At 70.1% G+C, this 23,755-nt stretch carries 19 protein-coding genes and 2 riboswitches; of the genes, 9 read left to right on the top strand and 10 right to left on the bottom strand.

From position 1 onward, the window contains the following. Positions 1-244: 244 nt before the first annotated feature. Together L6E12_RS18155 and L6E12_RS18150 are read right to left on the bottom strand one after the other, a co-directional pair. Positions 245-943, bottom strand: a complete 699-nt coding sequence (locus tag L6E12_RS18155) for a TetR/AcrR family transcriptional regulator (RefSeq protein ID WP_236229112.1) — start codon at positions 941-943, stop codon at positions 245-247. Continuing rightward, positions 943-1,851: a fumarylacetoacetate hydrolase family protein gene (locus L6E12_RS18150; RefSeq protein WP_236229111.1), complete on the bottom strand. Its 909-nt coding sequence runs from the start codon at positions 1,849-1,851 to the stop codon at positions 943-945. The genes L6E12_RS18155 and L6E12_RS18150 overlap by 1 nt, the downstream gene beginning before the upstream one ends. A gap of 92 nt (positions 1,852-1,943) precedes the next feature. Between L6E12_RS18150 and L6E12_RS18145 the strand changes: the two genes are divergently transcribed. The 3 genes from L6E12_RS18145 to L6E12_RS18135 all read left to right on the top strand — a co-directional run bounded on the left by L6E12_RS18145 (position 1,944) and on the right by L6E12_RS18135 (position 4,435). Beyond that, complete coding sequence (locus L6E12_RS18145; protein ID WP_236229110.1) at positions 1,944-2,699, top strand: MBL fold metallo-hydrolase; 756 nt, start codon at positions 1,944-1,946, stop codon at positions 2,697-2,699. After that, positions 2,696-4,054, top strand: a complete 1,359-nt coding sequence (locus L6E12_RS18140; protein WP_236229109.1) for an alpha/beta hydrolase — start codon at positions 2,696-2,698, stop codon at positions 4,052-4,054. The genes L6E12_RS18145 and L6E12_RS18140 overlap by 4 nt, the downstream gene beginning before the upstream one ends. 138 nt (positions 4,055-4,192) lie before the next feature. Continuing rightward, positions 4,193-4,435: an integrase core domain-containing protein gene (locus tag L6E12_RS18135; protein ID WP_374201902.1), complete on the top strand. Its 243-nt coding sequence runs from the start codon at positions 4,193-4,195 to the stop codon at positions 4,433-4,435. Between the two features lie 212 nt (positions 4,436-4,647). On the opposite strand, the gene L6E12_RS18130 is transcribed toward L6E12_RS18135, so the two are convergent. After that, positions 4,648-6,783 (bottom strand): DUF6801 domain-containing protein, encoded by a 2,136-nt coding sequence (locus L6E12_RS18130; protein ID WP_236229108.1) that lies wholly within the window; start codon positions 6,781-6,783, stop codon positions 4,648-4,650. Between the two features lie 620 nt (positions 6,784-7,403). Then, positions 7,404-7,626, top strand: a riboswitch (cobalamin riboswitch). Positions 7,627-7,746: 120 nt separating this feature from the next. Between L6E12_RS18130 and metE the strand changes: the two genes are divergently transcribed. Further along, positions 7,747-10,026, top strand: a complete 2,280-nt coding sequence (gene metE, locus L6E12_RS18125; RefSeq protein ID WP_236229143.1) for a 5-methyltetrahydropteroyltriglutamate--homocysteine S-methyltransferase — start codon at positions 7,747-7,749, stop codon at positions 10,024-10,026. A gap of 169 nt (positions 10,027-10,195) precedes the next feature. Here the strand turns inward: metE and L6E12_RS34470 are convergent, their stop codons facing one another. The 3 genes from L6E12_RS34470 to L6E12_RS18110 all read right to left on the bottom strand — a co-directional run bounded on the left by L6E12_RS34470 (position 10,196) and on the right by L6E12_RS18110 (position 12,176). After that, on the bottom strand, positions 10,196-10,618 hold the full coding sequence (locus L6E12_RS34470; protein WP_236229107.1) for an Imm1 family immunity protein: 423 nt from the start codon (positions 10,616-10,618) through the stop codon (positions 10,196-10,198). Next, positions 10,615-11,394 (bottom strand): DddA-like double-stranded DNA deaminase toxin, encoded by a 780-nt coding sequence (locus L6E12_RS18115; protein ID WP_236229106.1) that lies wholly within the window; start codon positions 11,392-11,394, stop codon positions 10,615-10,617. Before L6E12_RS18115 ends, L6E12_RS34470 begins: the two co-directional genes overlap by 4 nt. A 68-nt stretch (positions 11,395-11,462) precedes the next feature. Next, complete coding sequence (locus tag L6E12_RS18110; protein WP_236229105.1) at positions 11,463-12,176, bottom strand: GntR family transcriptional regulator; 714 nt, start codon at positions 12,174-12,176, stop codon at positions 11,463-11,465. A 181-nt stretch (positions 12,177-12,357) separates the two neighbouring features. Between L6E12_RS18110 and L6E12_RS18105 the strand changes: the two genes are divergently transcribed. Continuing rightward, positions 12,358-12,678, top strand: a complete 321-nt coding sequence (locus tag L6E12_RS18105) for a hypothetical protein (RefSeq protein ID WP_236229104.1) — start codon at positions 12,358-12,360, stop codon at positions 12,676-12,678. Between the two features lie 9 nt (positions 12,679-12,687). Here L6E12_RS18105 and L6E12_RS18100 read toward each other — a convergent pair whose 3' ends face one another. Then, positions 12,688-14,085, bottom strand: coding sequence for a short-chain fatty acyl-CoA regulator family protein (locus L6E12_RS18100; RefSeq protein ID WP_236229103.1), 1,398 nt, complete (start codon positions 14,083-14,085; stop codon positions 12,688-12,690). A 172-nt stretch (positions 14,086-14,257) separates the two neighbouring features. Between L6E12_RS18100 and aceA the strand changes: the two genes are divergently transcribed. From aceA to rraA, 3 genes are read left to right on the top strand one after another with little or no spacing between them, the layout of a single operon-like run. Then, positions 14,258-15,526 carry an isocitrate lyase gene (gene aceA / locus L6E12_RS18095; protein ID WP_236229102.1) on the top strand — a complete coding sequence of 423 codons (1,269 nt, stop codon included), beginning with the start codon at positions 14,258-14,260 and terminating at the stop codon, positions 15,524-15,526. A gap of 17 nt (positions 15,527-15,543) precedes the next feature. Continuing rightward, complete coding sequence (gene aceB / locus L6E12_RS18090; protein WP_236229101.1) at positions 15,544-17,085, top strand: malate synthase A; 1,542 nt, start codon at positions 15,544-15,546, stop codon at positions 17,083-17,085. 5 nt (positions 17,086-17,090) lie between these two features. After that, complete coding sequence (gene rraA / locus L6E12_RS18085) at positions 17,091-17,564, top strand: ribonuclease E activity regulator RraA (RefSeq protein WP_374201901.1); 474 nt, start codon at positions 17,091-17,093, stop codon at positions 17,562-17,564. A gap of 57 nt (positions 17,565-17,621) precedes the next feature. Here the strand turns inward: rraA and L6E12_RS18080 are convergent, their stop codons facing one another. The 3 genes from L6E12_RS18080 to L6E12_RS18070 all read right to left on the bottom strand — a co-directional run bounded on the left by L6E12_RS18080 (position 17,622) and on the right by L6E12_RS18070 (position 22,716). Beyond that, the gene (locus tag L6E12_RS18080) at positions 17,622-18,692 is read right to left on the bottom strand and encodes a ribonucleotide-diphosphate reductase subunit beta (RefSeq protein ID WP_236229099.1); all 1,071 of its coding nucleotides are present in this window, start codon (positions 18,690-18,692) and stop codon (positions 17,622-17,624) included. Beyond that, complete coding sequence (locus L6E12_RS18075; RefSeq protein ID WP_236229098.1) at positions 18,689-21,514, bottom strand: ribonucleoside-diphosphate reductase subunit alpha; 2,826 nt, start codon at positions 21,512-21,514, stop codon at positions 18,689-18,691. The genes L6E12_RS18080 and L6E12_RS18075 overlap by 4 nt, the downstream gene beginning before the upstream one ends. Before the next feature lie 117 nt (positions 21,515-21,631). Continuing rightward, positions 21,632-21,849, bottom strand: a riboswitch (cobalamin riboswitch). 228 nt (positions 21,850-22,077) lie between these two features. Continuing rightward, on the bottom strand, positions 22,078-22,716 hold the full coding sequence (locus tag L6E12_RS18070; RefSeq protein WP_236229097.1) for a TetR/AcrR family transcriptional regulator C-terminal domain-containing protein: 639 nt from the start codon (positions 22,714-22,716) through the stop codon (positions 22,078-22,080). Positions 22,717-22,781: 65 nt separating this feature from the next. Between L6E12_RS18070 and L6E12_RS18065 the strand changes: the two genes are divergently transcribed. Next, positions 22,782-23,741: a zinc-binding alcohol dehydrogenase family protein gene (locus L6E12_RS18065; RefSeq protein ID WP_236229096.1), complete on the top strand. Its 960-nt coding sequence runs from the start codon at positions 22,782-22,784 to the stop codon at positions 23,739-23,741. Positions 23,742-23,755 lie beyond the last annotated feature (14 nt).

Here is a 23,755-nt window from a genome sequence, read left to right as displayed (position 1 = left end):
ACGGTTCCAGCTTGCTGGACGGCAGCAGTACGGGGCCGCCGATGATGGCCTGCTGCAAGCCCGCCCAGCGGGAACGACGGTACGATGTTGACCTTGGCCGACCGGTCCTGGCAGAACGCAAGGCACGCACCCAGGGCCATGTGAATGTTGTTCCACCTTGCCGCTCTGCTGTTGTCGTATCGAACCCCGGCCATCGTGTCGGTCCGATCCGGTCCCACCGCACGATGACCACCAAGACCGCGCCCTACATGGTCTGCGGGGAAGGCGGGCGGGTGCGCAAGAGGCTGGTGATGCCTCCTTCGAGGAACGCGACCAGGGATGCGTAGCGCTGTTCGATGTCTCCGGTGCGCATTCGACCGCCGGTGATGCTGTCGAGCCGCAGGTTGTCGGAGAACACCTGCAGGGTCGAGGCGAGCATCAGCAGGTAGGCATCGTGGGCCGCGGTGTCGCTGACGTCGGGGAATATCTGCTGAAGGCGCTCGATGAACTCGGTGGCGATGGAGTTGTACTCGTCGGCGACGAGCAACTGCACCGACTGGCCCGAGTTGGCCAGTTGGGCGATGAAGCGGAAGTAGTGGTGCCACCGCCTGCTTTCGCCTGCGCGGATGAGCATCGGTTGGGTGAAGGCGTGGATGAACGCGCGGAGCAGCCGCGCTCGCGGTCCGGTGCGGGGTAGCGCCGCGAGCAGAGCGCGGCGGTCGTCGTTGATCGGCTGGATCCGGCGCAGGAGAACGTGTCGGAAGAGTTTTTCCTTGCCGCCGAACTGTTCGCTGATCGCCGCCACACGAGTGCCTGCGTGGTCGGTGATGTCTCGCACGCTGACCCCGAAGTAGCCGCGGTCGGCGAACAGCTCCTCGGCCGAGTCGAGCAGTCGGGTGCGAATTCGGGCGCGATTGGCATCCCGGGCCCCGCTGGGGCCGCGTTCTGCCGGTGTCGGGGTCATCAACTGATCACGGTGTGTTCGACCTGGCCGATGTCATCGAGGGTCAGGCTGAGGGTGTCGCCCGGTCGAAGCCAGTTCCCGGTCTCCATGCCGCTGCCGCCGGGCAGGGTGCCGGTGCCGAACAGTTCGCCGGGAAGCAGTTGTTCGGAACGGGAGGCGTGGGCCAGGACCTCCCCGAGGCTCCACCGCATGCCGGCGCTGCAGACCCGGCTGACGACGGTGCCGTTGATCGCCACGGATCCGGTGAGAGCGTCCACTCGGGGCAGGACCTCCTCGGCGGTGACCGCGGTCGACGACATCGAGCCGGCGAAGTGCTTGGACTTCTGCGGACCGAACCCGCTGGCCATCTCGGCGCGCTGCACGTCGCGGGCGCTGAAGTCGTTGAGCAGCACGAACGCGCCGATCGACGCGAGCGCCTCGGCGGGGGTGGCATCGAGCAGCGGGGCGGCCAGGACGAATCCGAGCTCCAGTTCGTAGTCCAGCGCGCGCGAGTAGGCGGGCGGTCGGATCGGGGTGCCGGTCGGGACGTAGCTCAGGTGGTTGGACATGTAGTAGATCGGCTGCTTCCTGAACAGCCGGTTCGGCTTGAACAGCGGAAACGGCCGCCTGGTGACCTTCTCCACCGCGCTGGCCAGCCGATACTGGGCGGGGTGGAACCGGCGAACCAGGCCGCGGCTGGCGTCGACGTTGTGCTTCTCGTACAGCAGGAAGTCGCGGAAGGACACCGGCTGGAACGGCAGCAGGTGTTCGGAGCGCGCCAGGTGGCGCCGCGCGGTGGCCAGCTCCCACTCCTGCCCGAAGGTGGCGCCGCCGAGAGGTCGAGGGTCCGGGTGGGGCAGCCACCGCCCGTCTCCGTCCAGGTACTGGATCTCCAGTCGGCCGTCGAGGTGGACTCGCCGCAACTTCATGGCGGACATCCTCTCACAAATCCGGAACGACTGTTCCAATGATGCCGCGTCGAATGCTAAAGTCGGAACAGTCGTTCCGGGAAGGGGTCGGCGTGCGTGAAGTCGCGAAGGACGTCTTCTGCGTGAGCGGAACCGATGTGAACTGGGTGCTGCTGCGCGAGGGCACCGACCTGACGCTGATCGACGGCGGGTGGCTCGGTGACCTCGGCACGGTGGAGGAGTCGATCCGGGCGATCGGACACCGGCCCGAGGACGTCCGCGCCGTGCTGCTGACACACGCACACCTCGACCACATGGGCGCCCTCAACCACCTGCACGAACGCTACGGGACACCGGCCTTCACGGATGCCGCGGAGGTCACCCACGCCCGCGGAGGACACCTGGAGCAGGCCACCCCGCTGGACCTGATCGTTCGCGCGTGGCGGCCCAGCGTCCTGGCCTGGAGTTGCCGGATCGTCCGCGCAGGCGCGACGAGACACCTGCGGGTCCCGCACGCCCAACCGTTCCCGACCGACGGCCCCCTGGACCTACCGGGCCGCCCCGTGCCGGTGGCCTGCCACGGCCACACCTCCGGGCACAGCGCCTACCACCTACCGGACTCCGGTGTCGTCGCGACCGGCGACGCCCTGGTCACCGGACACCCGACCGCGCAGAGGCCCGGTCCGCAACTGCTGCCCCCGTTCTTCACCCGTGCACCAGAGCACGCGCTGACCGCGCTGGACGTGCTCGGCGAACTTCCCGCGGACATCCTCGTCCCAGGACACGGCCATCCCTGGCGCGGCCCGCTGTCGAGGGCCGCCGCAGCAGCACGTGTGCGTGCGCTCAACCCCGGAAAGGCACCAGCATGAGCAACACCCTGGCCACCCGCCTGTTCATCAGTGCCTGCGCCCTCACCCGCACCACCGAACTCGCGGCAGGCCGCGTCGGTGCGTCCTTCTTCCTGCCTGCGCTGTTCGTGCTGCGCTACGCCAACATGGGTGCCCTCGCTCCGGCGCTGTTCGCCCACCAGCTCGCCGCTGCCCGTTCCTTCCAAGACGAACGCTGGTGCGGCTACTGGGACGCGATCGCCGAACAGCACCTCACCGCCGCCGAACAGGCACTGCTGGAACTGGGCGCACCGATATCACCCGGCCTGCTCGACGCCGCCGCCCGGCTCGGCAGCCGAGCACCCGTCGCCCCACTGCGCGAACCGCTGGCACTCGCCGCCCCGATCCTGCTCGACCACGGCCCCCAACCCTCGGCACAGGCCCTTGAGCAGATCATCCGCGAGCACAGCACCAACGACCCGGCCGAGCAACTGATCCGCGCCTACACCGCACTCGACGCCTGGATCAAGGCGATCACCTACTACCAGGTCAGCGCCTTTCCCGGGCACACTCCCGCCCGGACCCGCGCCTACTGGCGGTCCCGAAGGCTTTTCGACGCACTGGTCACGGTGCTCGCCCCGAGCCTGGGCGTCACGATCGAGCACATCGAGATCCCCGTCGAGGGCGACCTCGTCCGCGGCTACCTCGTCCTGCCACCCGGGGCCGGACCACACCCGACAGTGCTGTTGACCAACGGGCTGGAGGGTACCGTGCAGGAACTGCTGATCCCGTTGTTGAGGTACCGCAACAACGGCCTGGGCACCTTCGTCATGGAGATGCCCGGCAGCTACGTCTACTCCCAGCCCATGTCCGGGCAGTCCCAGCGGATCTACCACCAGGTCATCGATCACCTGGTCGACGATCCCCGCGTCGACGCCGACCGGATCGGCATGGTCGGCGTCAGCTTCGGCGGCTACTGGTCCACCCGCATGGCCGCCACCGACCCCCGGCTGCGTTGCGTCGTGTCCTGCGGCGCACCCACCCACAACAGTTTCCAGGCCGGCGGTTCGCTGGGCATCCCCGAGATCATCACCCAGGCCCTGCGCGGCACGACCCACGCCACCAGCCTGCTCCACCTCACCCGGAAACTGCGGGAGCTGTCCCTGCGGGAGATGTACCGGAAGATCCACATACCGCTGCTGGTCATCAACGGCGATCACGACACCCTGCTCAGCACCCAGGACTCCGTCGAACTCGCCGAACACGCCCACAACGCCACGCTCAAGCTCTACCCCGACGACGACCACTGCGCCATGCGCCACTACCACGAGTGGCTCGACGAATCCCAACGCTGGCTCCACGACCACCTCGGCCGCAACACCACCCCACAACCGTGAAACCGCACGCCACCACCACCCCACGCACCACAGCCTGACCTCCGCTCACAACGCGGAGGAACGCACGCTCATGCCGCCGAACGGGGCCTGTCAGACGAGCAGCGCAACTCGGGTTGACGGAAACCACTTGCGTCCGGCATCACACCATCCCTCGGGCGCACCGGTGTCTGCTGGGACAACACCCTCGCCGAATCCCTCTTCGCCGCGTTGAAGAACGGACTCATCCACACCACCACCTTCCACACCCACACCCGGGCCCGCCGAGAAATCAGCGCCTACATCGAACTGTTCTACAACCACACCCGACTCCACTCGACCCTCGGCTACATCACCCCCAACGAAGCCGAGAACCACTACCACCACACACAAACAGCAGCCTGAAACCCACTAAACCGCCGTCCGAGAACTCCATGGCAGATCAATTTCGGGTGCCCCGCTCAACAGGGGTGCGGGCTCCCTTCGGGTCAGGACGCATGCTGAACCCTGGATCCCACCTGCCACGGCACCCACGACACCACCGACTCCGCCGCGGGCAGGCTGCTGCCGCACGACCACGCCGACGCGCCGGGCAATCCGCTGCCTGCCTTCCCGCGTCAGTGCTTGGCGAAGGTCAGTGTTGCTGTGGCTCTGTCATCGGAGATGGCGGTGGTGAGGGTGGAGGTGAACAGGCCGCAGCCTGTGAAGGGGGTGATGACGACGTCGGGGGAGTTGACCAGTTTGCCGCCTGTCACGAGGTCGAAGTGCCCGTGGGCGTACAGATCGACCTTCGTCGGGGTTGTGGTGCCGCAGCCGGTGCCCAGTGGGAGCTTCAGGCCGAACACGGTGATGCTGGGCGCCTTCACCGCGTACGTGACGGTGGCGTCGAAGAGGAAGTAGGAGGTGGCGCTGACGCGTCCCTGCTGGACGAATTCCAGTTGGGCCTTCGCGGGGAGGACGCCCGCGAGGCGGAGGGGGGCGGAGGTCTGGCCCAGGCGGATGTCACCGGTGATGTGGGTCGTCGAGTCGAACGTGTGGGCGGTGCCGGTGAAGTCCGCTGTGAAGGGGAGCCGGTTACCCTTGGCGGTGATCGCGCCGGAACCGGTGAGGGCGAAGTCGCGGACGTACACGTGGCGGAACTCCACCTCGGCGAACTTCCGCTCTTGGCCGTCATCCGGTGTGCAGTCCGCGCGGACGGTCGGGAGTTCCGTGCCGTCGGCGCGCAGCGGGGTGGCGGTGTAGGTGACCTCGCCGAGCAGCCAGCGGGAGTAGCCGCCGGTCTGGCCCCCGTCGAACCGGCCGAAGGGGACGACGCCCGCGATCGCCTGCGACGACCCGGCGGCGGGGATGGCGACCTCGAACGGCACCGCGTACTGCTGGGCGGTGATCTTGCCTGCGTAGTCGCGGTCGACGTGGAAGGTGGCCTCGCCGCGGAGCTTCACCGCGCCTGACTGGCTCAGCCCGCCGATCACCTGGGCGGGCAGGATGACACGCAGGCGCATGTCGCGGGCGGGGGTGCTCTCCCCCGGTTGCACCTGCCGGGGCAGGTCGACCTGGGCGCGGGCCTCGATGGTGTGCGGGCCCAACCCCGAGGACTGGCAGACCTCCCGGATGCCCGGGGGCAGGTCGTCGGTGAACACCGTACGGGCCAGTTCGAGGTTCTGACCGGGGACCGGGGCGCAGGTGGCGGTGATGGGGGTGCGCTGGTTGCCCGCGGCGTCGCGGGTCTCGAGGGTGAAGGAGAGGGTGCCGACGGTCCAGGTCAGCGTGCCGGGCTCGGCGGTGCTGAACTGCTCGAGTTGCTCGGCGACCGCGCCGAGGACGAGGTCGTTGGGCGTTCTGACGTCGCGTTCGTTCAGCGTCCCCGACGTGGTGGCCACCGCGGGCGGTTCATCCTGAAAGGACCGGCTCACCCCCAGGCTCAGGACGCCGTTGACCGTGGACACGCCCGACGCCTGGAACCGGCGGACCAGGTCGCGGGGCAGTACGAGCGTGGCGACGATGTGGGCGGCCGGGGTCTCGGTGTGCAGCGGGAGCTGCGCAGGCAGGACCAGGCTCGTGGCGACCTTGCCCACCACGCGGACCTGGTCGCCGGTCGACAGCACGCAGTCGTGGTAGAGGCCCCGGGACGGTGTCCCGCCGCTCGTCGAGGTCTCGGCGAGCAGGTCGGGCTCGCCCGCGCGCAGCGCGCACCGGCTGTCGAAGGCGGCGACCGCGGCGGGGGTGCCGTCGGCGCGCAGGCCGGTGACCGAGGTCAGCGTGAGCGCGCCCACGCGCCAGGCCAGGGACTCGGTCTGGCTCAACCGGATCGAGTGCAGCGCCGTGGTGGTCCCGTCGAGCGACACCGACCCGCTGCCCGGCAGGGTCTGGCGCGCCGCGAAGGTGTGCTGCGTCTCCTTGGGGTACATGGTCTCGCCGTTCCACCCCAACACCGGGAAGGCCACGGTCGCGACCACCTCTGTGGCGCCCGCGTCGCGCAGCAGGCCGGTCACCTCGGCGCCCAGGTCGACCGAGGCGGTGACGGCCGCCCCCGGGACCTCGGTGCCCACCGGCACCGACTCCGGGAGGTCGACGCTGGTGCGCAGCACCACCGCCTGCTGTCCCAGCGACGGCACGGCGCACTCGTGCACCTGGCTGAGCTCGCTCACCCGGGTCGCGCCGGTCTCACCCGCCGCGGCGGTGCCCACGACCGCAACACCACCACCCACGACAGCGGCGGCCACGGTTGCCACGATCCACGCAGTGGTGCGCACGTCATCGTCCTCACTGTTGGTTCAGGACCTCGCGCGGTCGGAACCGTGGGTGCAGCGGCTGAAGGAACAGCGCGCTCTCCCGATCCACGACTTCACCGGTGTCCGCGGAATACCTCCGTGGCCCCCAAGCCTCGGCTCCACACACCCTACGAGCGGAACCGGCGCGGACGCAATGAGCGGATCAGGTGACAATCCGGGCGCAATTCACGATCTGAAAGACAATGTTCGAAACTGCCGAGGAATGAATTGGCCGCATTGTCGTGGCATGACAGAAACCCGGGAACGGTTCCCGGTTCTGGTTTCGAACACGTGCGACAACTTCTGCGACCAAGACGACGGAGCGCGCAGCCCACCGTCCTGTTCGGCTGCATCGGCGGGGTCGACCTGCGTCAGCGGGTTTCGACCCTGACATCGCGACCAGGGCCACCGCACAGGCCGTGCTCGGCCTCGGCGGCCCCGGCCTGGCGACGCTGAGTGCCACGGGCTCCTCGCCCCAGGCGCGCACCCTGGCCTGCTGGGCCGGTTCCCGGCGACCGACCCGGCGTCCCGCGGATCGGACCCTGTCCCCCGGCGTGGGAGGACAGGGTCCGGTCCCCTTCTGCCGGGGGTCTCCGTTCGCTACGCTCGGCTGTGCCGATGGTTCCCCCGGTGCGTTCGCGCGGCGGGGGAGGCAACAGGGAACCCGGTGCGAATCCGGGACTGCCCCGCAGCGGTGAGCGGGAACGACCGCCGTCATACGAGCACTGGGCGCGCAGCGCCTGGGAAGCGACGGCCAGTAGGTCCACCGGGTCGACCGGTGGGTGCCCGCGAGTCCGAAGACCTGCCCTCGGTGCGCGTGCCCCCCGGCACGCGCCGGTCCGGGCCTCTCGGGTGGGCTTCGCGGACTCGGCTGTCGCCGACTCCCCCGCGCTCCCCGTGCCTCGGGCCGTTCGCCACGCTCACGAGGAGAGAGCTGTGAACGACATCCGCATCGGCGCCACCCGGATCGGCGCCACCGTCCTGGGATATCCCCGCATCGGCCCGAAGCGCGAACTCAAGCACGCCGTCGAAGGCTACTGGGCGGGCCGACTGGACGAGGCCGGGTTGCGCGAGGTGGCCGAGGGCCTGCGCGCCGACACCTGGCGTGAGCTGTCCACACTGGATTCCATCCCGGGCAACACGTTCTCCTACTACGACCAGGTCCTGGACACCGCCGTGCTGTTCGACGCGGTCCCCGAGCGGCACCGTGCATTGGGCATGGGACCGCTGGACACCTACTTCGCCATGGCGCGCGGCACCGCCGAGGTCGCGCCGCTGGAGCTGACCAAGTGGTTCGACACCAACTACCACCACCTGGTCCCCGAGGTCGGCCCGGGCACCCGGTTCGCGCTGGTCGGCGACAAGCCGCTGGCGGAGTACCGGGAGGCGCTGGCGCTGGGGGTGGCCACCCGGCCGGTGCTCATCGGCCCGGTGACGTTCCTGCTGCTGGCCAAGCCCGCCGACGGCGCGCCCGCCGACTTCTCGCCGCTGACCCTGCTCGACCCGCTGGTGGACCGCTACGCCGAACTGCTGGCGGCGCTCGCCCGGGCCGGGGTCGAATGGGTGCAGCTCGACGAGCCCGCCTTCGCCCTCGACCGCTCACCGGGGGAACTGGCGGCGCTGCAGTCGGCCTACGACCGGCTCGCCGCGCTGCCGCAGCGGCCCGCGCTGCTGGTGGCCGGGTACTTCGCCGAACTCGGCGACGCGCTGGGCGTGCTGGCCGACACCGCCGTCGAGGGGGTCGCCGTGGACCTGGTCGCCGGTCGCGCGGACCTCGACCGCATCCCGGTGCTGACCGGGCTGCGGGACAAGGCCGTCGTGCTGGGGCTGGTCGAGGGGCGCAACGTCTGGCGCACCGACCTGCGGGACGCGGCGGCCACGGGCGCGGGCCTGCTCGGTGCGGTCGGGGCGGTCGGGGTGTCGACCTCCTGCTCGCTGCTGCACGTGCCCTACGACCTCGACGCCGAACCCGGCCTGGACCCGGTCGTGCGGGCCCGGCTCGCCTTCGCCAGGCAGAAGGTCGAGGAGGTCACCCTGCTCGGTCGGGTCCTGCTCGGCGGCGAACCGGTCGACCTGCTCACCGCCTCCGCCGACGCGGTCGCGGCCGGGGTGGCGTCGGCGCGCTCCGACGCGAGCGTGCGGGCCCGGCTCGCCGAGCTGACCCCGCACGACCGCACCCGGATGCCCTACGCCGACCGGGCCGACGCCCAGGAGTCCCGACTGCGGCTGCCCGCCCTGGCCACCACGACCATCGGCTCGTTCCCGCAGACCGGCGCTGTCCGCCGGGCCCGCGCCGACCTGGGCAGGGGCGTGCTCGACGAGGCCGGGTACGACCGGCTGATGCGGGAGGAGATCGAGCACGTCATCCGCCTGCAGGAGGAGATCGGCCTGGACGTGCTGGTGCACGGCGAACCCGAGCGCAACGACATGGTGCAGTACTTCGCCGAGCGCCTCGACGGCTTCGCGCACACCGAACTGGGCTGGGTCCAGTCCTACGGCTCCCGGTGCGTGCGCCCGCCGATCCTGCACGGCGACGTCAGCCGCCCGGCGCCGATGACCGTGCGCTGGGCGGAGTACGCGCAGTCGCTGACCCCGAGGCCGGTCAAGGGGATGCTCACCGGCCCGGTGACGATCCTGGCGTGGTCGTTCGTCCGCGCCGACCAGCCGCGGTCCGACACCGCCGACCAGGTCGCCCTCGCCCTGCGCGACGAACTGGCCGACCTGGAGGCCGCGGGCATCGGCGTGATCCAGGTCGACGAACCCGCCCTGCGCGAGACGCTCCCGCTGCGCACGGCGGACCGCGGGGCCTACCTGGAGTGGGCGGTGGCGGCGTTCCGCCTGGCCACCTCGGGTGTCGCGCCGTGGACGCAGGTCCACACGCACCTGTGCTACTCGGAGTTCGGTGACGTCATCGCCGCCATCGATGCCCTCGACGCCGACGTGACCACCATCGAGGCCGCCCGGTCCCGGATGGAGGTGCTGTCCGACCTGGCCGCAATCGGCTACGCCCGGGGTGTCGGGCCCGGGGTCTACGACATCCACTCGCCCCGCGTCCCCGGCAGCGGTGAACTCTCCGACCTGCTCGCCGAGGCGCTGCGCGCGGTGCCCGCGCGGCGGCTGTGGGCCAACCCCGACTGCGGCCTGAAGACCCGCACCTACCGTGAGGTCGAGCCCGCGCTGCGCAACCTGGTGGAGGCCGCCACCCGCGCCCGGCTCACCGCCTGAGCGCGGACCGGTCGCGGACTTCCGGCAGAGGGCAAGCCCGGGGGGCGGGCACGGTCGCCGGGCGGTCAAGGCGCCTGCGTTCAGCCAAGCAGGCCGCCAGCCACATCAGGGGCACGGACCCTCACGCCATACCCCGGCGTGAGGGTCCGTCGGTGTGCACACCACAACGTCATTCGTACTGCGACAGCAGGGAGGCCGCTTCCTTCCACTGCACGCAGGTCGGACGCTCCCCGGTGGTCAGGAACTCGGCCACGGCGGAGTAGACCGTCTCCACGGGCACTTCGGCGTGCGGGGGGACACCGGATTCGTCAAGGCCCGCAAGGGAGTAGCTCAACCATTCGGTATTGGTGCCCGTGCTGGGGACAGCAGCGGACATCCCCCACTCCCACACCAGGATGCCCACTTCGTTGTGCACGCCGAAGGTCAACATGCCCTGTTCCACGAGCGGGCTCATCGGTGTACGGGTCAGGCCCCAAGCCCACGGGATCTCCACCCCCGCTTCGTTCAACGCCCGGACCTCAGCGACCAAGTCGGCCCCCGGCGGGATGGTGTCCATCGAGATGAACGGAATGTGCGTCAGCGGCGGCGTCACAGAGCAGCCCTTCCGTGGTAGATGTTTTTGAATGCGTTTCCCTCGGAATCAGTGCCAAGGACCGTCAGCGCGTGTCCCTCGGGCAGGAAGTACGGCAGGTAGTCATGACAACCGGTGCGGGATACCTCATACCCGCAGGGCGCGTGGTTTATGATCACTCGCCCCTCTCTGGCTCGATTCTGGAGCATCATCACCACCACTTTCATCTCCACGTGGTTCGCCAGCAGGCGGGCCTGGCCCATGCGAAGCGCGATCAGGCGTCGCGCCGAATCCTCTGCCCAACCGTCATTCTTGTATGCCGTGATCGTGCCGACGTCACGACCGTCAACCTGCACATACCCCACGATGGGAACGTTGCGGGTGCCCCGTCGCACTCGAGGGGGAAGGTCGTCGCAGTAGGGCACCGCTTCCGTGGGGTATCGGTCGCCGTGCTTGTTCTCCACCCCCGGCACAGGCGGCGCGGAAGATGGAGCCGGATGCGACTTCGCCGGGATCGAACGCGGCTGCACCTGCGCAGGAGCTTGTGGCGCACCTGATGACGGCGCACCATGCCCCGGGCCTTGCAGTGTGGCGAGATGGGCATCGACGAGCTGTTCGGTCTCGATGATGCTCCGCCACGCCGCGCGCAGTTCCTCCAGCACGGCTGCGTAGGAGGGCGGCATGTAGCCGAGGATGCTCGCAGCCTTCTCGATCACCGCCGCCGCGACGACGAGGTATTCCCGTGCCGTCGTCAGCGTCGTCAGCACCGCGTGCAGCGCTGCGGCCAGCTCCCTCACTGGCATCAGGCCATTCCGGGCGAGGGAGAGATGGCCGATGTGAAGAAAATCCTCACCTGGTGACGCTGTCAGGTCAGCGGGGTGGACCACCTGAGGACCGTCGCACCTGGGCAAACCTTCACCGCGACCTCCACGATCCTGCCGTCCGCGAGCCACACGGACCGGGTGACCTGGGTGACGACAGTCGGTCCAGAGCCAGTCAACCCGAGTTGGCTCTTCTCGTCATCGGTGGCCAAACGCGAAGTGACTTCTTCGAGCACGCGATCCTGCGCGGAGCCCAGGCGTTCCGCGGCCAGCTCCCGTGACCCACCGGTGGAAGTTGCCACCGCCAGTTCGGGAGTCGCCTCGACAACCTCGGCAGGGTAGTAGGAACTCGTCAAGTGCGCGGGCACTCCGTCACGGCTGACGACTCGTCGGCGAACGAAGACCGGGCTACCCGGTTCGATGTCGAGTCGGGCGGCAATCGGCTCGTCGGCACTGACCGTGCCGATCTCAACGATCTCGGATGACTCGTTGGCGGACAACGCTCGCCCGGTCGCGGCCCAACCCCTCACCCTGGCACTGATGGCGCTCGTGGGGTCGGCGACCACAGTTCCACTGCCGGTGGCGGCGTCGGTCAACCCCTCCGCCCTGAGCACCTTGTAGGCCCGACTCGCTGTCTGCTGGGCGACCTCGAACTCGGCCATGACCTCTCGCAGCGTCGGCAGTCGTTGACCAGGAGCCAGTGCTCCAGACGCGATCCGGCTGCGGAAGTGAGCCGCTATCTCCGCGTACCCCGTCATGTCGCCTCCTCACATCCCATGGCTTGTTCTCGGCCTCCAACAGGGTAGACCAAGTTGAGCTTGAATCACTAGCGGATGTAGTGCAAACTGACTTTGGATCACCTCTAGGTAGTGTAAAGGGGTGTCGCGCCGAACACCGAGGTGCGACGGGTGCGACAGGGTGAAGCGGAAGGAGATGTCGATGGACGAAGGCAAGTACGTCACGCAGTTGCGGTGCGCGGCGGGGGCCGGAGCGGACGCGGAATTTCTGACTCTGGACGGTGACCACGTCCTGTGGTTGGACTTGGCACCGATCTCGGTCGACGTCCGGGTGTACCCGGGGACCGAGGCGCACGCGGCACGGTTCCTGCGGAAGCTCTCGGAGCAGGCGGGGCTCATGGCCGACCGCGTGCAGCGAGAGTGCTCGGGGGCGATCGCCCCGCTGGGCGAAGCTGACGAACCCGCGTGTTCGGCTCGGGAAGCTGGACACGCCGCTCACCCGCGTCCCACCGGATCGCCCTGAGTGCGGCGGTCAGCGGCGGGCCTCCAGGGGGTAGGGGACGAAGGTGCTGCGGTTCTCGTCCACCCGCAGCGGTTTGCCCAGTGGCGGGGCAGCGCGCTGCGGGCACAGCGGGCGGTCGCAGGTGCGGCAGCCGGGGCCGATGGGGGTCGCGGCGGCGACGTCCTCCAGGTCGACGCCGGAGGAGTAGACCAGCCGGTGGGCGTGGCGGACCTCGCAGCCCAGGCCCACGGCGAAGGTCTTGCCCGGGGCGCCGTAGCCCGCCCGGCTGCGCGAGACGGTGCGGGTGACCCACAGGTGGCGCTGCCCGTCCGGCATGGCGGCGACCTGGGCCAGCACCCGGCCGGGCGCGGCGAAGGCGCCGTAGACGCTCCACAGCGGGCAGGTGCCGCCGGAGCGGGAGAAGTGGAAGCCGGTGGCCGACTGCCGCTTGGAGACGTTGCCCGCCCGGTCGACGCGGACGAAGGAGAACGGGACGCCGCGGGCGCCGGGGCGCTGCAGGGTGCTCAGACGGTGGCAGATGGTCTCGAAGCCCATGGCGAAGTGGTCCGACAGCAGTTCGATGTCGTAGCGCAGGCGTTCGGCCGCGGCGTGGAAGGCGCCGTAGGGCAGGACCAGTGCGGCGGCGGCGTAGCGGGCCAGGCCGATGCGGACCAGGGCGCGCACCGGGCCCTCGTCCTCGGTGCCCGCGATGTCGTCGAGGGCGTCGCCGAATTCCAGCAGGGCGACCTGGGTGGCCATTCGGAATGCCTGTTGGCCGGGGCGCAGGTGGATCGACAGGCGCAGAGTCCTGGTGAATGCGTCGTAGTGGTGCAGCTCACCGGCGGTGCTGTGGTGGGACACGTCACCGGCCACGTCCACAATCCGCACACCGTGCTTTTCCGCGAGCCGGTTCGCCAGCGAGGTGCGCACCTCGCCGGGCCGGATGCCGGTGGTCTCGGCGACCCGTTCGGCGGCGGTGTCGAGGTCCGGGAAGTGGTTGGCGTGGGTGTAGAAGAAGTCGCGGACGTGCTCGTGCGCGCCCAGGACCGACTCGGTGCTGCGGTGGCCCGCGACCACGCTGAGCTGTTCGTCCAACTGCTGCGCGCGGCGGTGCAGGTCGATCACCGCCTTGGCCGTGTCCGGCCGCGATCCGGCGAGTTCCCGCAGCTCGGAGGCGGGGACGGTGGGCAGCGCCTCGCGCAGTTCGGCGAACAGCCGAGCCGAGCCGGTGGCGGAGAAGAACGACGCCTCGACCCCGAACACCTCGGTGATGCGCAGCAGGACCGGCACCGTGAGCGGGCGGGAGTCGTGCTCGATCTGGTTGAGGTAGCTGGGGCTGATCCCCAGCGCCCTGGCCAGGTCGACCTGGTTCATCCCCCGGTCCTCGCGCAGGCCGCGGAGCCGGGCACCGGCGAACATCTTGGACACGGTCGCCAGCATAAACCCACCCCGGCGAATTCCCCCCTTGGCAGACTTCGCAAATCAGCCGGTAAAGATTCGCAGAAATTGGCCGATTGCGTCCGTCGACAGTGGAATGGCGACCGTGCGACGGTTCCCGGGTCGATTCACCCCGTCTTTTCGAGAACGAGGAGTTCCGCCGATGCTGACCGCCGAGGAGATCGCGCACCAGTGGGCCACCGACCCGCGGTGGGCCGGGATCGAGCGCAGCTACACCGCCGAGGACGTCGTGCGGCTGCGCGGCAGCGTGGTGGAGGAGCACACGCTGGCCCGGCGCGGCGCCGAACGGCTGTGGGAGCTGCTGCACACCGAGGACTACGTGCACGCCCTCGGCGCGCTGACCGGCAACCAGGCGGTGCAGCAGGTCCGCGCCGGGCTCAAGGCGATCTACCTGTCGGGCTGGCAGGTCGCCGCCGACGCCAACCTGTCCGGGCAGACCTACCCCGACCAGAGCCTGTACCCGGCGAACTCGGTGCCGCAGGTGGTGCGCCGGATCAACAACGCGCTGCTGCGCGCCGACCAGATCAGCCACGCCGAGGGCGTCGCCTCCGGCCACGACTGGCTGGCGCCGATCGTCGCCGACGCCGAGGCCGGGTTCGGCGGGGTGCTCAACGCCTTCGAGCTGATGCGCGCCATGATCGCCGCGGGGGCGGCCGGGGTGCACTGGGAGGACCAGCTCGCCGCGGAGAAGAAGTGCGGCCACCTCGGCGGCAAGGTGCTGATCCCCACCGGACAGCACGTCCGCACGCTCAACGCGGCGCGCTTGGCCGCCGACGTCTCCGGGGTGCCGTCGCTGGTCATCGCCCGCACCGACGCCCAGGCCGCGACCCTGCTCACCACCGACGTCGACGAGCGCGACCGCCAGTTCGTCACCGGCGACCGCACCGCGGAGGGCTTCTACCGGGTGCGCGGCGGCATCGACCCGTGCATCGCCCGCGGTCTGGCCTACGCCCCGCACGCCGACCTGCTGTGGATGGAGACCTCCACCCCGGACCTGGAGGTGGCGCGGGAGTTCGCCGAGGCGATCAAGGCCGAGTACCCCGACCAGTTGCTGTCCTACAACTGCTCGCCGTCGTTCAACTGGCGCAAGCACCTCGACGACGCCACGATCGCCAAGTTCCAGCGGGAGCTGGGGCACATGGGCTACCGGTTCCAGTTCATCACCCTGGCCGGGTTCCACGCGCTCAACCACTCGATGTTCGACCTGGCCCGCGGCTACGCCGAGACCGGCATGAGCGCCTACGTCGACCTGCAGGAGCGCGAGTTCGCCGCCGAGGCCGACGGCTACACCGCGGTCAAGCACCAGCGCGAGGTCGGCACCGGCTACTTCGACCTGGTCAGCACCACCCTCAACCCGGCGGGCGAGACGACCGCGCTGTCCGGGTCCACCGAGCAGGCCCAGTTCGCGTGACCGGCGGGGAGACCACCATGACCAACCCGACCGCGCCGACCGCCGAGGTCACCGGACCGCCCGGCGACCGGTACGACGAGGTGCTCACGCCCGACGCCCTGGCCTTCGTGGCCCGGCTCGACGCCCGCTTCGCCGGGCGCCGCGCCGACCTGCTCACCGCCCGCCGGGAGCGGCGGCACCGGTTCGCCCAGGGTGAGCTACCCGAATTCCTGCCGGAGACCAGGTCGGTGCGGGCGGGCACCTGGCGGGTCGCCGACCCCGTCCCGGAGCTGCGCGACCGCCGGGTGGAGATCACCGGGCCGCCGGAGCGCAAGATGGCGGTCAACGCGCTGAACTCCGGCGCGCAGGTGTGGATGGCCGACTTCGAGGACGCCACCGCCCCCACCTGGCACAACGTCGTCACCGGCCAGCTCAACCTCATCGACGCCCGGCACCGCCGGATCGACTTCACCGCCGAGAACGGCAAGCGCTACGAGCTGGGCGAGCGGGTGGCCACCACCGTGGTCCGCCCGCGCGGCTGGCACCTGGTGGAGAAGCACGTGCTCGTGCACGGCAGGCCGGTGTCGGCGAGCCTGTTCGACTTCGGTCTGGCGGTGTTCCACGGCAGCCGGTTCTTCTACCTGCCGAAGCTGGAGGGCCACCTCGAAGCCCGGCTGTGGAACGACGTGTTCGTCTTCGCCCAGGAGGAGCTGGGCGTGCCGCGGGGCACCATCCGGGCGACCGTGCTGATCGAGACCATCACCGCGGCGTTCGAGATGGAGGAGATCCTCCACGAGCTGCGCGAGCACAGCGCCGGGCTCAACGCGGGCCGCTGGGACTACATCTTCAGCGTCATCAAGAACTTCGGCCACCGACCGGAGTTCGTGCTGCCCGACCGGTCGGCGGTGACGATGGCGGTGCCGTTCCTGCGCGCCTACACCGAACTGCTGGTGCGCACCTGCCACAAGCGCGGCGCGCACGCCATCGGCGGCATGGCCGCATTCATCCCCAGCCGCGACGCCGAGGCCAACGCCGGGGTGCAGGCCCGGGTGCGGGAGGACAAGGAGCGCGAGGCCACCGCCGGGTTCGACGGGTCCTGGGTGGCCCACCCCGGCCTGGTGCAGGTCTGCGCCGCCGCGTTCGACCGCCCCGACCAGCTCGACCGCGACCGGGCCGACGTCGAGGTCACCGCCGCCGACCTGCTGGCGGTGGACCGGACCCCGGGCCGGGTCACCGAACCCGGGTTGCGCGCGAACATCTCGGTGGCGGTCCGCTACCTCGACGCCTGGCTGGGCGGGACCGGCGCCGCCGCGATCGACGGGCTGATGGAGGACGCGGCCACCGCCGAGATCTCCCGCTGCCAGGTCTGGCAGTGGCTGCACCACATCACCCCGCTCGCCGAGGGCGGCATGGTCACCCACGAGCTGGTGCGGGCTCTGCTGGACAAGGAACTGCTCGACGTCCCGGCCGAGCGCCGGGACCGGGTCCGGGAGGTGTTCGAGGAGTGCGCGCTCGCCGACGACCTGCCGCAGTTCTTCACCACCCGCGCCTACGCCGTCCACCTCACGGCGAAGCCGTGACCGCGATCTGGACGACGGCGGACCTCGCCGACCGCCACGACGCGGCGCTGCGTAGCTGCGACACGCAGTTCCACCAGTACGGCGGCCGACTCACCTTCAGCGGCCGCATCCGCACCGTCCGCTGCCTGCACGACAACGGCCTGGTGCGGGAAGTCCTCGCCGAACCGGGGAACGGGCAGGTCCTGGTGGTCGACGGCGGCGGCTCCACCCGCAGCGCGCTGGTGGGCGACCGCATCGCCGAATCCGCCCGCGCGAACGGCTGGGCGGGGATCATCGTCCACGGGGTGGTGCGCGACGCGGTGGCGCTGCGGTCCCTCGACATCGGGATCAAGGCCCTGGGCACCAACCCCGCGCGGAGCGCGAAGACCGGCTCGGGGTACGTGGACCTGGTCGTGCGCTTCGGCGGGGTGTGGTTCATCCCGGGTCAGGTCGTCTACAGCGACCACGACGGGATCGTGGTGCTCGGGGATCCCGAGTAGAGGGGGAACGTGTGGGGGCGCCCGGCACACCGGGCGCCCCCACACGTCGTTCGGCGCTCAGTCCCAGTCGAGCGAGGAACCCGAGGCGTACTCCGTGACGCGGGTCTCGAAGAAGTTCTTCTCCTTCTTCAGGTCGATGGCCTCCGACATCCACGGGAACGGGTTGTCCGAGGCACCGAACACCGACGCCAGCCCGAGCTGCGCGCAGCGCCGGTTGGTGATGAAGTGCATGTACTGCTCGCACTGGTCGGCGTTGAGGCCCAGCAGGCCGTTCGGCATCGTGTCCCGGCCGTAGGCCACCTCCAGCTCGCACGCCTCGGCGAGCATGGTGCGGACCTCGGCCTGGAACGCCCCGCTCCACAGGTGCGGGTTCTCCGCCTTGATCTGGTTGATCACGTCGACGCCGAAGTTCAGGTGGATCGACTCGTCGCGCAGGATGTACTGGTACTGCTCGGCGACGCCCACCATCTTGTTGCGGCGGCCGAAGGACAGGATCTGCGCGAAGCCGGTGTAGAACCACATGCCCTCGAACACGACGTAGAACGCCACGAGGTCGCGCAGGAACGCCCGGTCGGCCTCCGGGGTGCCGGTGCGGAAACCCGGGTCCTCCAGGTTCCGGGTGTGCTCCAGCGCCCACGCCGCCTTGTCGGTGATCGACGGCACCTCGCGGTACATGTTGAACAGCTCGCCGCCGTCGAGGCCGAGGGATTCGCAGACGTACTGGAAGGTGTGGGTGTGCACGGCCTCCTCGAACGCCTGGCGCAGCAGGTACTGGCGGCACTCGGGGTTGGTCAGGTGCCGGTACACCGCGAGCACGACATTGTTGGCCACCAGGGACTCCGAGGTGGCGAAGAAGCCCAGGTTGCGCTTGATCGTGTGGCGCTCGTCGTCGGTGAGGCCGGTCGGGGAGCGCCACAGGGCGATGTCGGCCTGCATGGACACCTCCGTCGGCATCCAGTGGTTCGCGCAGCCGGACAGGTACTTCTCCCACGCCCAGTGGTACTTCAGCGGGAGTAGCTGATTGACGTCGGCGCGGGCGTTGATCATCGCCTTGTCGTCGACGCGCACGCGGCCCGCGCCGCGGTCGATGGAGCCCAGGCCGGTGGTGTCGGGGAGGTTCGCGGTCACTGGCAGGCCTCGCAGTCGGGGTCGGTCACGGAGCAGACGAGCGCGTCGTCGGAGGTCACCGGCGGCATCGGGTCGGCGGGCGCGGGAACCGGGCGCACGGCGTTGAGCTTGCCGTCGGTACCGCGCAGGGTCGACTTCTCCACGCTGGTGGCGGCGGTGGAGCGCAGGTAGTAGGTCGTCTTGAGGCCCTTGCGCCAGGCCAGCCGGTAGAGGTTGTCGAGCTTGCGGCCGTTGGGGGCGGCGATGTAGAGGTTGAGCGACTGGGCCTGGTCGATCCACTTCTGCCTGCGCGACGCCGCCTCGACCAACCACTCGGGGTCCACCTCGAACGCGGTGGCGTAGAGCGCCTTGAGGTCGTCAGGCACCCGGTCGATCGGCGCGAGCGAGCCGTCGAAGTACTTCAGGTCCGACACCATCGCCTCGTCCCAGAGGCCGCGCTCCTTGAGGTCGGCGACCAGGTGGCGGTTGAGGACGGTGAAGTCGCCGGACATGTTGGACTTGACGTAGAGGTTGCGGAACAGCGGTTCGATGGACTGGCCGACACCGCAGATGTTGGAGATGGTCGCGGTGGGGGCGATGGCCATCGTGTTGGAGTTGCGCATCCCGCCGCGGACCTCGGCGCGCAGCGCGTCCCAGTCCAGGGTGGAGGAGGTGTCCATGTCGAGGTCTCCCCCGCGGGCCTGCGCCAGCAGTGCGATCGAGTCGATCGGCAGGATGCCCCGGCTCCACAGCGAACCGTCGAAGGACTCGTAGCTGCCGCGTTCGCGCGCCAGCTCCGCCGACGCCGAGAGGGCGTGGAAGCTGAGGTGCTCCATGCTGCGGTCGGCGAACTCCACCGCCTCGGGCGAGCCGGGAGCGAGCCGCTGGGTGAACAGGGCGTCGCTGAACCCCATCAGGCCCAGGCCGATCGGGCGGTGGCGCAGGTTGGACCGCTCTGCCTCGGGGATCGTGTAGAAGTTGATGTCGATCACGTTGTCCAGCATCCGCACGGCCGTTCGGACCGTCCGCCGCAACCGCTCGCCGTCGAGCCCGTCGGCGGTGACGTGCCTGGCCAGGTTCACCGAACCGAGGTTGCACACGGCCACCTCGGTCGCACCGGTGTTGAGGGTGATCTCCGTGCACAGGTTGGACGAGTGCACCACCCCGGCGTGCTGCTGCGGCGAGCGCAGGTTGCACGGGTCCTTGAAGGTGATCCACGGGTGGCCGGTCTCGAACAGCGCGGTCAGCATCCGCCGCCACAGCTCGACCGCCCGCACCCGCTTGACCACGCGGACCTCGCCGCGCTCCGCGGCGTCCTCGTAGGCGCGGTAGCGCTCGGCGAACGCCAGCCCGTACAGGTCGTGCAGGTCGGGCACCTCGTCGGGGGAGAACAACGTCCACGTGGCATCGGCCTCGACCCGGCGCAGGAACTCGTCCGGCACCCAGTTGGCGGTGTTCATGTCGTGCGTGCGCCGCCGGTCGTCACCGGTGTTCTTGCGCAGGTCGAGGAACTCCTCCACGTCGACGTGCCAGGTCTCCAGGTACGCGCACGCCGCGCCCTTGCGCTTGCCGCCCTGGTTGACCGCCACGGCGGTGTCGTTGGCGATCTTGAGGAACGGCACGACCCCCTGCGACTCGCCGTTCGTGCCACGGATGTGCGCACCCATGCCGCGCACCGGCGTCCAGTCGTTGCCCAGGCCGCCGGAGAACTTCGCCAGCAGCGCGTTGTTCTGGTAGCCCTGGAAGATGCTGCGCAGGTCGTCGTCGACCGTGGTCAGGAAGCACGACGACAACTGCGCCCTGGTGGTCCCGGAGTTGAACAGGGTCGGGGTCGAGCACATGAAGTCGAACGACGACAACAGCTCGTAGAACTCGATCGCCCGAGCCTCGCGGTCGTCCTCGCGCAGCGCCAGCCCCATCGCCACCCGCATGAAGAACGACTGCGGCAACTCGTAGCGCACACCGCGGTCGTGCAGGAAGTAGCGGTCGTAGACCGTCTGCATCCCCAGGAAGTCGAACTGCCCGTCCCGCTCGGGACGGATGGCCGCGGCCATCCGGTCCAGGTCGAACGCGGCCAGCTCGGGGTCCAACCGCCCCAGCTCGATGCCCAGCCGCACGTACGCCGGGAAGTGGTCGGCGTAGGACAGCTCCGCCCCGATTGCCTCCACCGGGCGCCCCTCGACCCTGGTCAGCACCTCCCGCCGCAACCGGTCCAACAGCAGCCGGGCGGCGACGGAGGAGTAGTTCGGCTCGGTCTCCACCAGCGCCCGCGCCGCCATCACCAGCGCCACGGCCAGCTCGTCGACGGTGATCCCGTCGTGCAGGACCCGGCGCACCTCGCCCAGCACAGCCGCGGGCGAGACGTCGGCCAGTCCCCCGCACGCCTCGGCGACCACCACTGCGATCCGGTCCCAGTCGACCGGGCGCAGTTCACCGTCCGCGCCCTTCACGCGGAACCCGGGCGCGACGGGCGCGGTCTCCCGGGCCCGCGCGTGCTCCTCGCGGTGGAGCACGTAGGCGCGTGCAACCCGGTGGTGACCGTCGCGCATCAGCGCCAGTTCGACCTGGTCCTGGATCTGCTCGATGTGCAGCGGGTTCCCGGCGCCCGCGTGTTCGAGCAGCGCCTGCCGCACCTGGTCGGTCAGCTCCACCACCAACGGGCGCAGCCTGGACGAGGACGCCGCGGCGCCGCCCTCAACCGCCAGGAACGCCTCGGTCATCGCCACTTGGATCTTGGTGGCGTCGAACTCCGAAACGGCACCGTCGCGGCGGATGACCCGCACCTGCGCGCCTCCGCCACCCGTATCCGGATTCGTCGGCGTGGTCGTCGTTGTGGTCGTCACAGCCCTCTCCTCGCGGCCTGGAGCGGCCCGGGGCACGAGGCGACCACACAGGGGCGCGCACAACCGGCGCGCCATCCGTGTCGGCCCGCCCACGAGGCCCCGGACACGCGTGCGCCGGACGGCGCACGCGTCGACGGCAGGTCTTCGGACTCGCGGACACCCGGCTCCCAGCCGGACCTACTGGCCGTCGCTTCCCAAGGGCGCGAGCCCTCAGTGCTCTGTGACGACTGTCGTTTCCACTCACCGCTGCGGGGCAGTCCCGGAATCACACCGGGTTCCCTCTTGCCTCCTCCGCTCCCGGCGGGAGCGTCGGAACCATCGACGTGCGAGACACTACATGTTGTAGCCACGTCCACAAGCAACCCCATGTGGGTGTGCCGTGCGTCCCCTCACACGAGGCACGCCACCGGTTCGGCGACCGCGGTCGTCAACGCGGTCAGGCAGCGACAGCCACCGACACGCTCGCCGCGGAGGTCGCCGCGAACTCCCTGGCCGGGGTGCAGCACTACGTCCTGATGGGTGGCTCGTCGCGGCCGCGGTGCTGGTGCGCAAGCGCGGGTGAGTCACGCGTCCGGCCGGGCGGCGATGCCGTCGAGGACCTTGCCGAGGTGCCGTTCGAACCGCTGGTCGCCGTCGTCGCGGAGGTGGCCCGCCTCCTTGACCAGTGACGCGCCTCCGCCCAGCCAGGCGTCGCGCAGTGTCGTGGAGTAGCGCGTCGGATCGGTCTCGGCGGATTGGCGTCGTTCCTGTTCCTCGATGACAAAGCCGACAACAAAGGCGGTGACCACGTCGACGGCGTCGTCGGCGTCAGCGGGCGTCCAGCCTGCCGCGATCCAGCGTTCGAACAACGGCTCCTTCATGCGGACCACGTCCGGGTCGGTGATCCGGGTGCCGCTGAAGATGCGGGCCCCGTCGCGGTGGAGCAGGTACTCCGAGCGCAGGACGCGGGCGAAGGAGGAGAGGTCGTCCCGCCAGCCTGCGCCGGGCGGGATCGCCGCGAGGGCGCCGGTCACGCGGCGCATGACCTCGGTGGCCACCTCGTCGAGCAACTCCTGCTTGTTGCGCACGTGCCAGTACAGGGCGGAGGCGCGGACGTCCAGCCGGGACGCGAGCGCGCGGACGGTGAGGCCGTCCATGCCCTCGTCGTCGAGGAGTTCGAGCGCCGCCGTGACGATCCGCTCCCGGGTGATGCCCTTGGTCATGATTGACACCTTAACGGTGTTCAGGAACACTGGCCACATCATTGAACTTAGTTCAGGAGGACCTGATGCGTGCTGCGGTCGTCACCGCCCCCGATGTGCCACCCGCCTGCGCCGACTTCCCCGAGCCGACGATCCCGCCCGGTCACGAGCCACTGCGCCTCGTCGGAGCCGGCCTGCACAACATCGTCCGCGGAGTGGTCACCGGCAGGCACTACAGCCGCGGCCAGATGACGTATCCGCTGGTGCCGGGCATCGACGCGGTCGCACGCACCGGTGACGGGCGCCTGGTCTACACCGGATACGCGCGTCCTCCCTTCGGGACGATGGCCGAGCGGCTGGTCGCTCCGTTCCAGGCGGAGGTTCCGGCGGGGGCGGATCCACTCGCGATCGCCGCGGGCATGAACCCCGGCCTGTCGGGCTGGGTGGTGCTCGCCGCGCGGCGCAGGGAGGTGGGGGCTTTGGGCACCGTGCTGGTGCTGGGCGCGACCGGGATGTCGGGCAGCCTGGCGGTGCGGGGCGCGCTGGCTCTCGGGGCGGAGCGGGTCATCGCCGCCGGGCGCGACCCGGAGGCGCTGGAGCGGCTGCGCGGTGCCGGGGCGACGACGGTGTCACTGGCCCAGGACGGTCCTGACGGCCTGGAGAAGGCTCTGGCCGACGCTGTTGCCGAGGCGCAGCCCGGTCTCGTGCTGGACTACCTGTGGGGGCCTGTCGCCGAGGCCGCGTTCGCCGTGCTGGGGCGGGGCCGCGAGGACACCGAAGCGGACACGGTCTACTCGCAGATCGGCTCGCTCGCGGGTCTGGAGGCGTCGCTGCCTGCGGACCTGCTGCGCAGTCGGCGGGTCCGGATCACCGGGAGCGGCGTCGGATCGGTGTCCCCGGAGGAGATGCTCGCCGAGGCGCCCGAGGTCATGGCCCGCTTCGCCGACGGGTCGCTGCAGGTGCCCTACACGGCGTTCCCGTTGAGCCGGATCGGTGAGGCGTGGGCACATACCGGGCGCAGCCGGGCCGTCGTCGTGCCGGATTGAGTTGTCCATCAATC

This window comes from Actinokineospora sp. PR83 (assembly GCF_021056305.1).
In the GTDB taxonomy this organism is placed as follows: Bacteria; Actinomycetota; Actinomycetes; order Mycobacteriales; family Pseudonocardiaceae; genus Actinokineospora; species Actinokineospora spheciospongiae.
The sequence above is the reverse complement of the archived record's forward strand: the minus strand, read 5'-3'. Positions and strand labels throughout refer to the sequence as shown.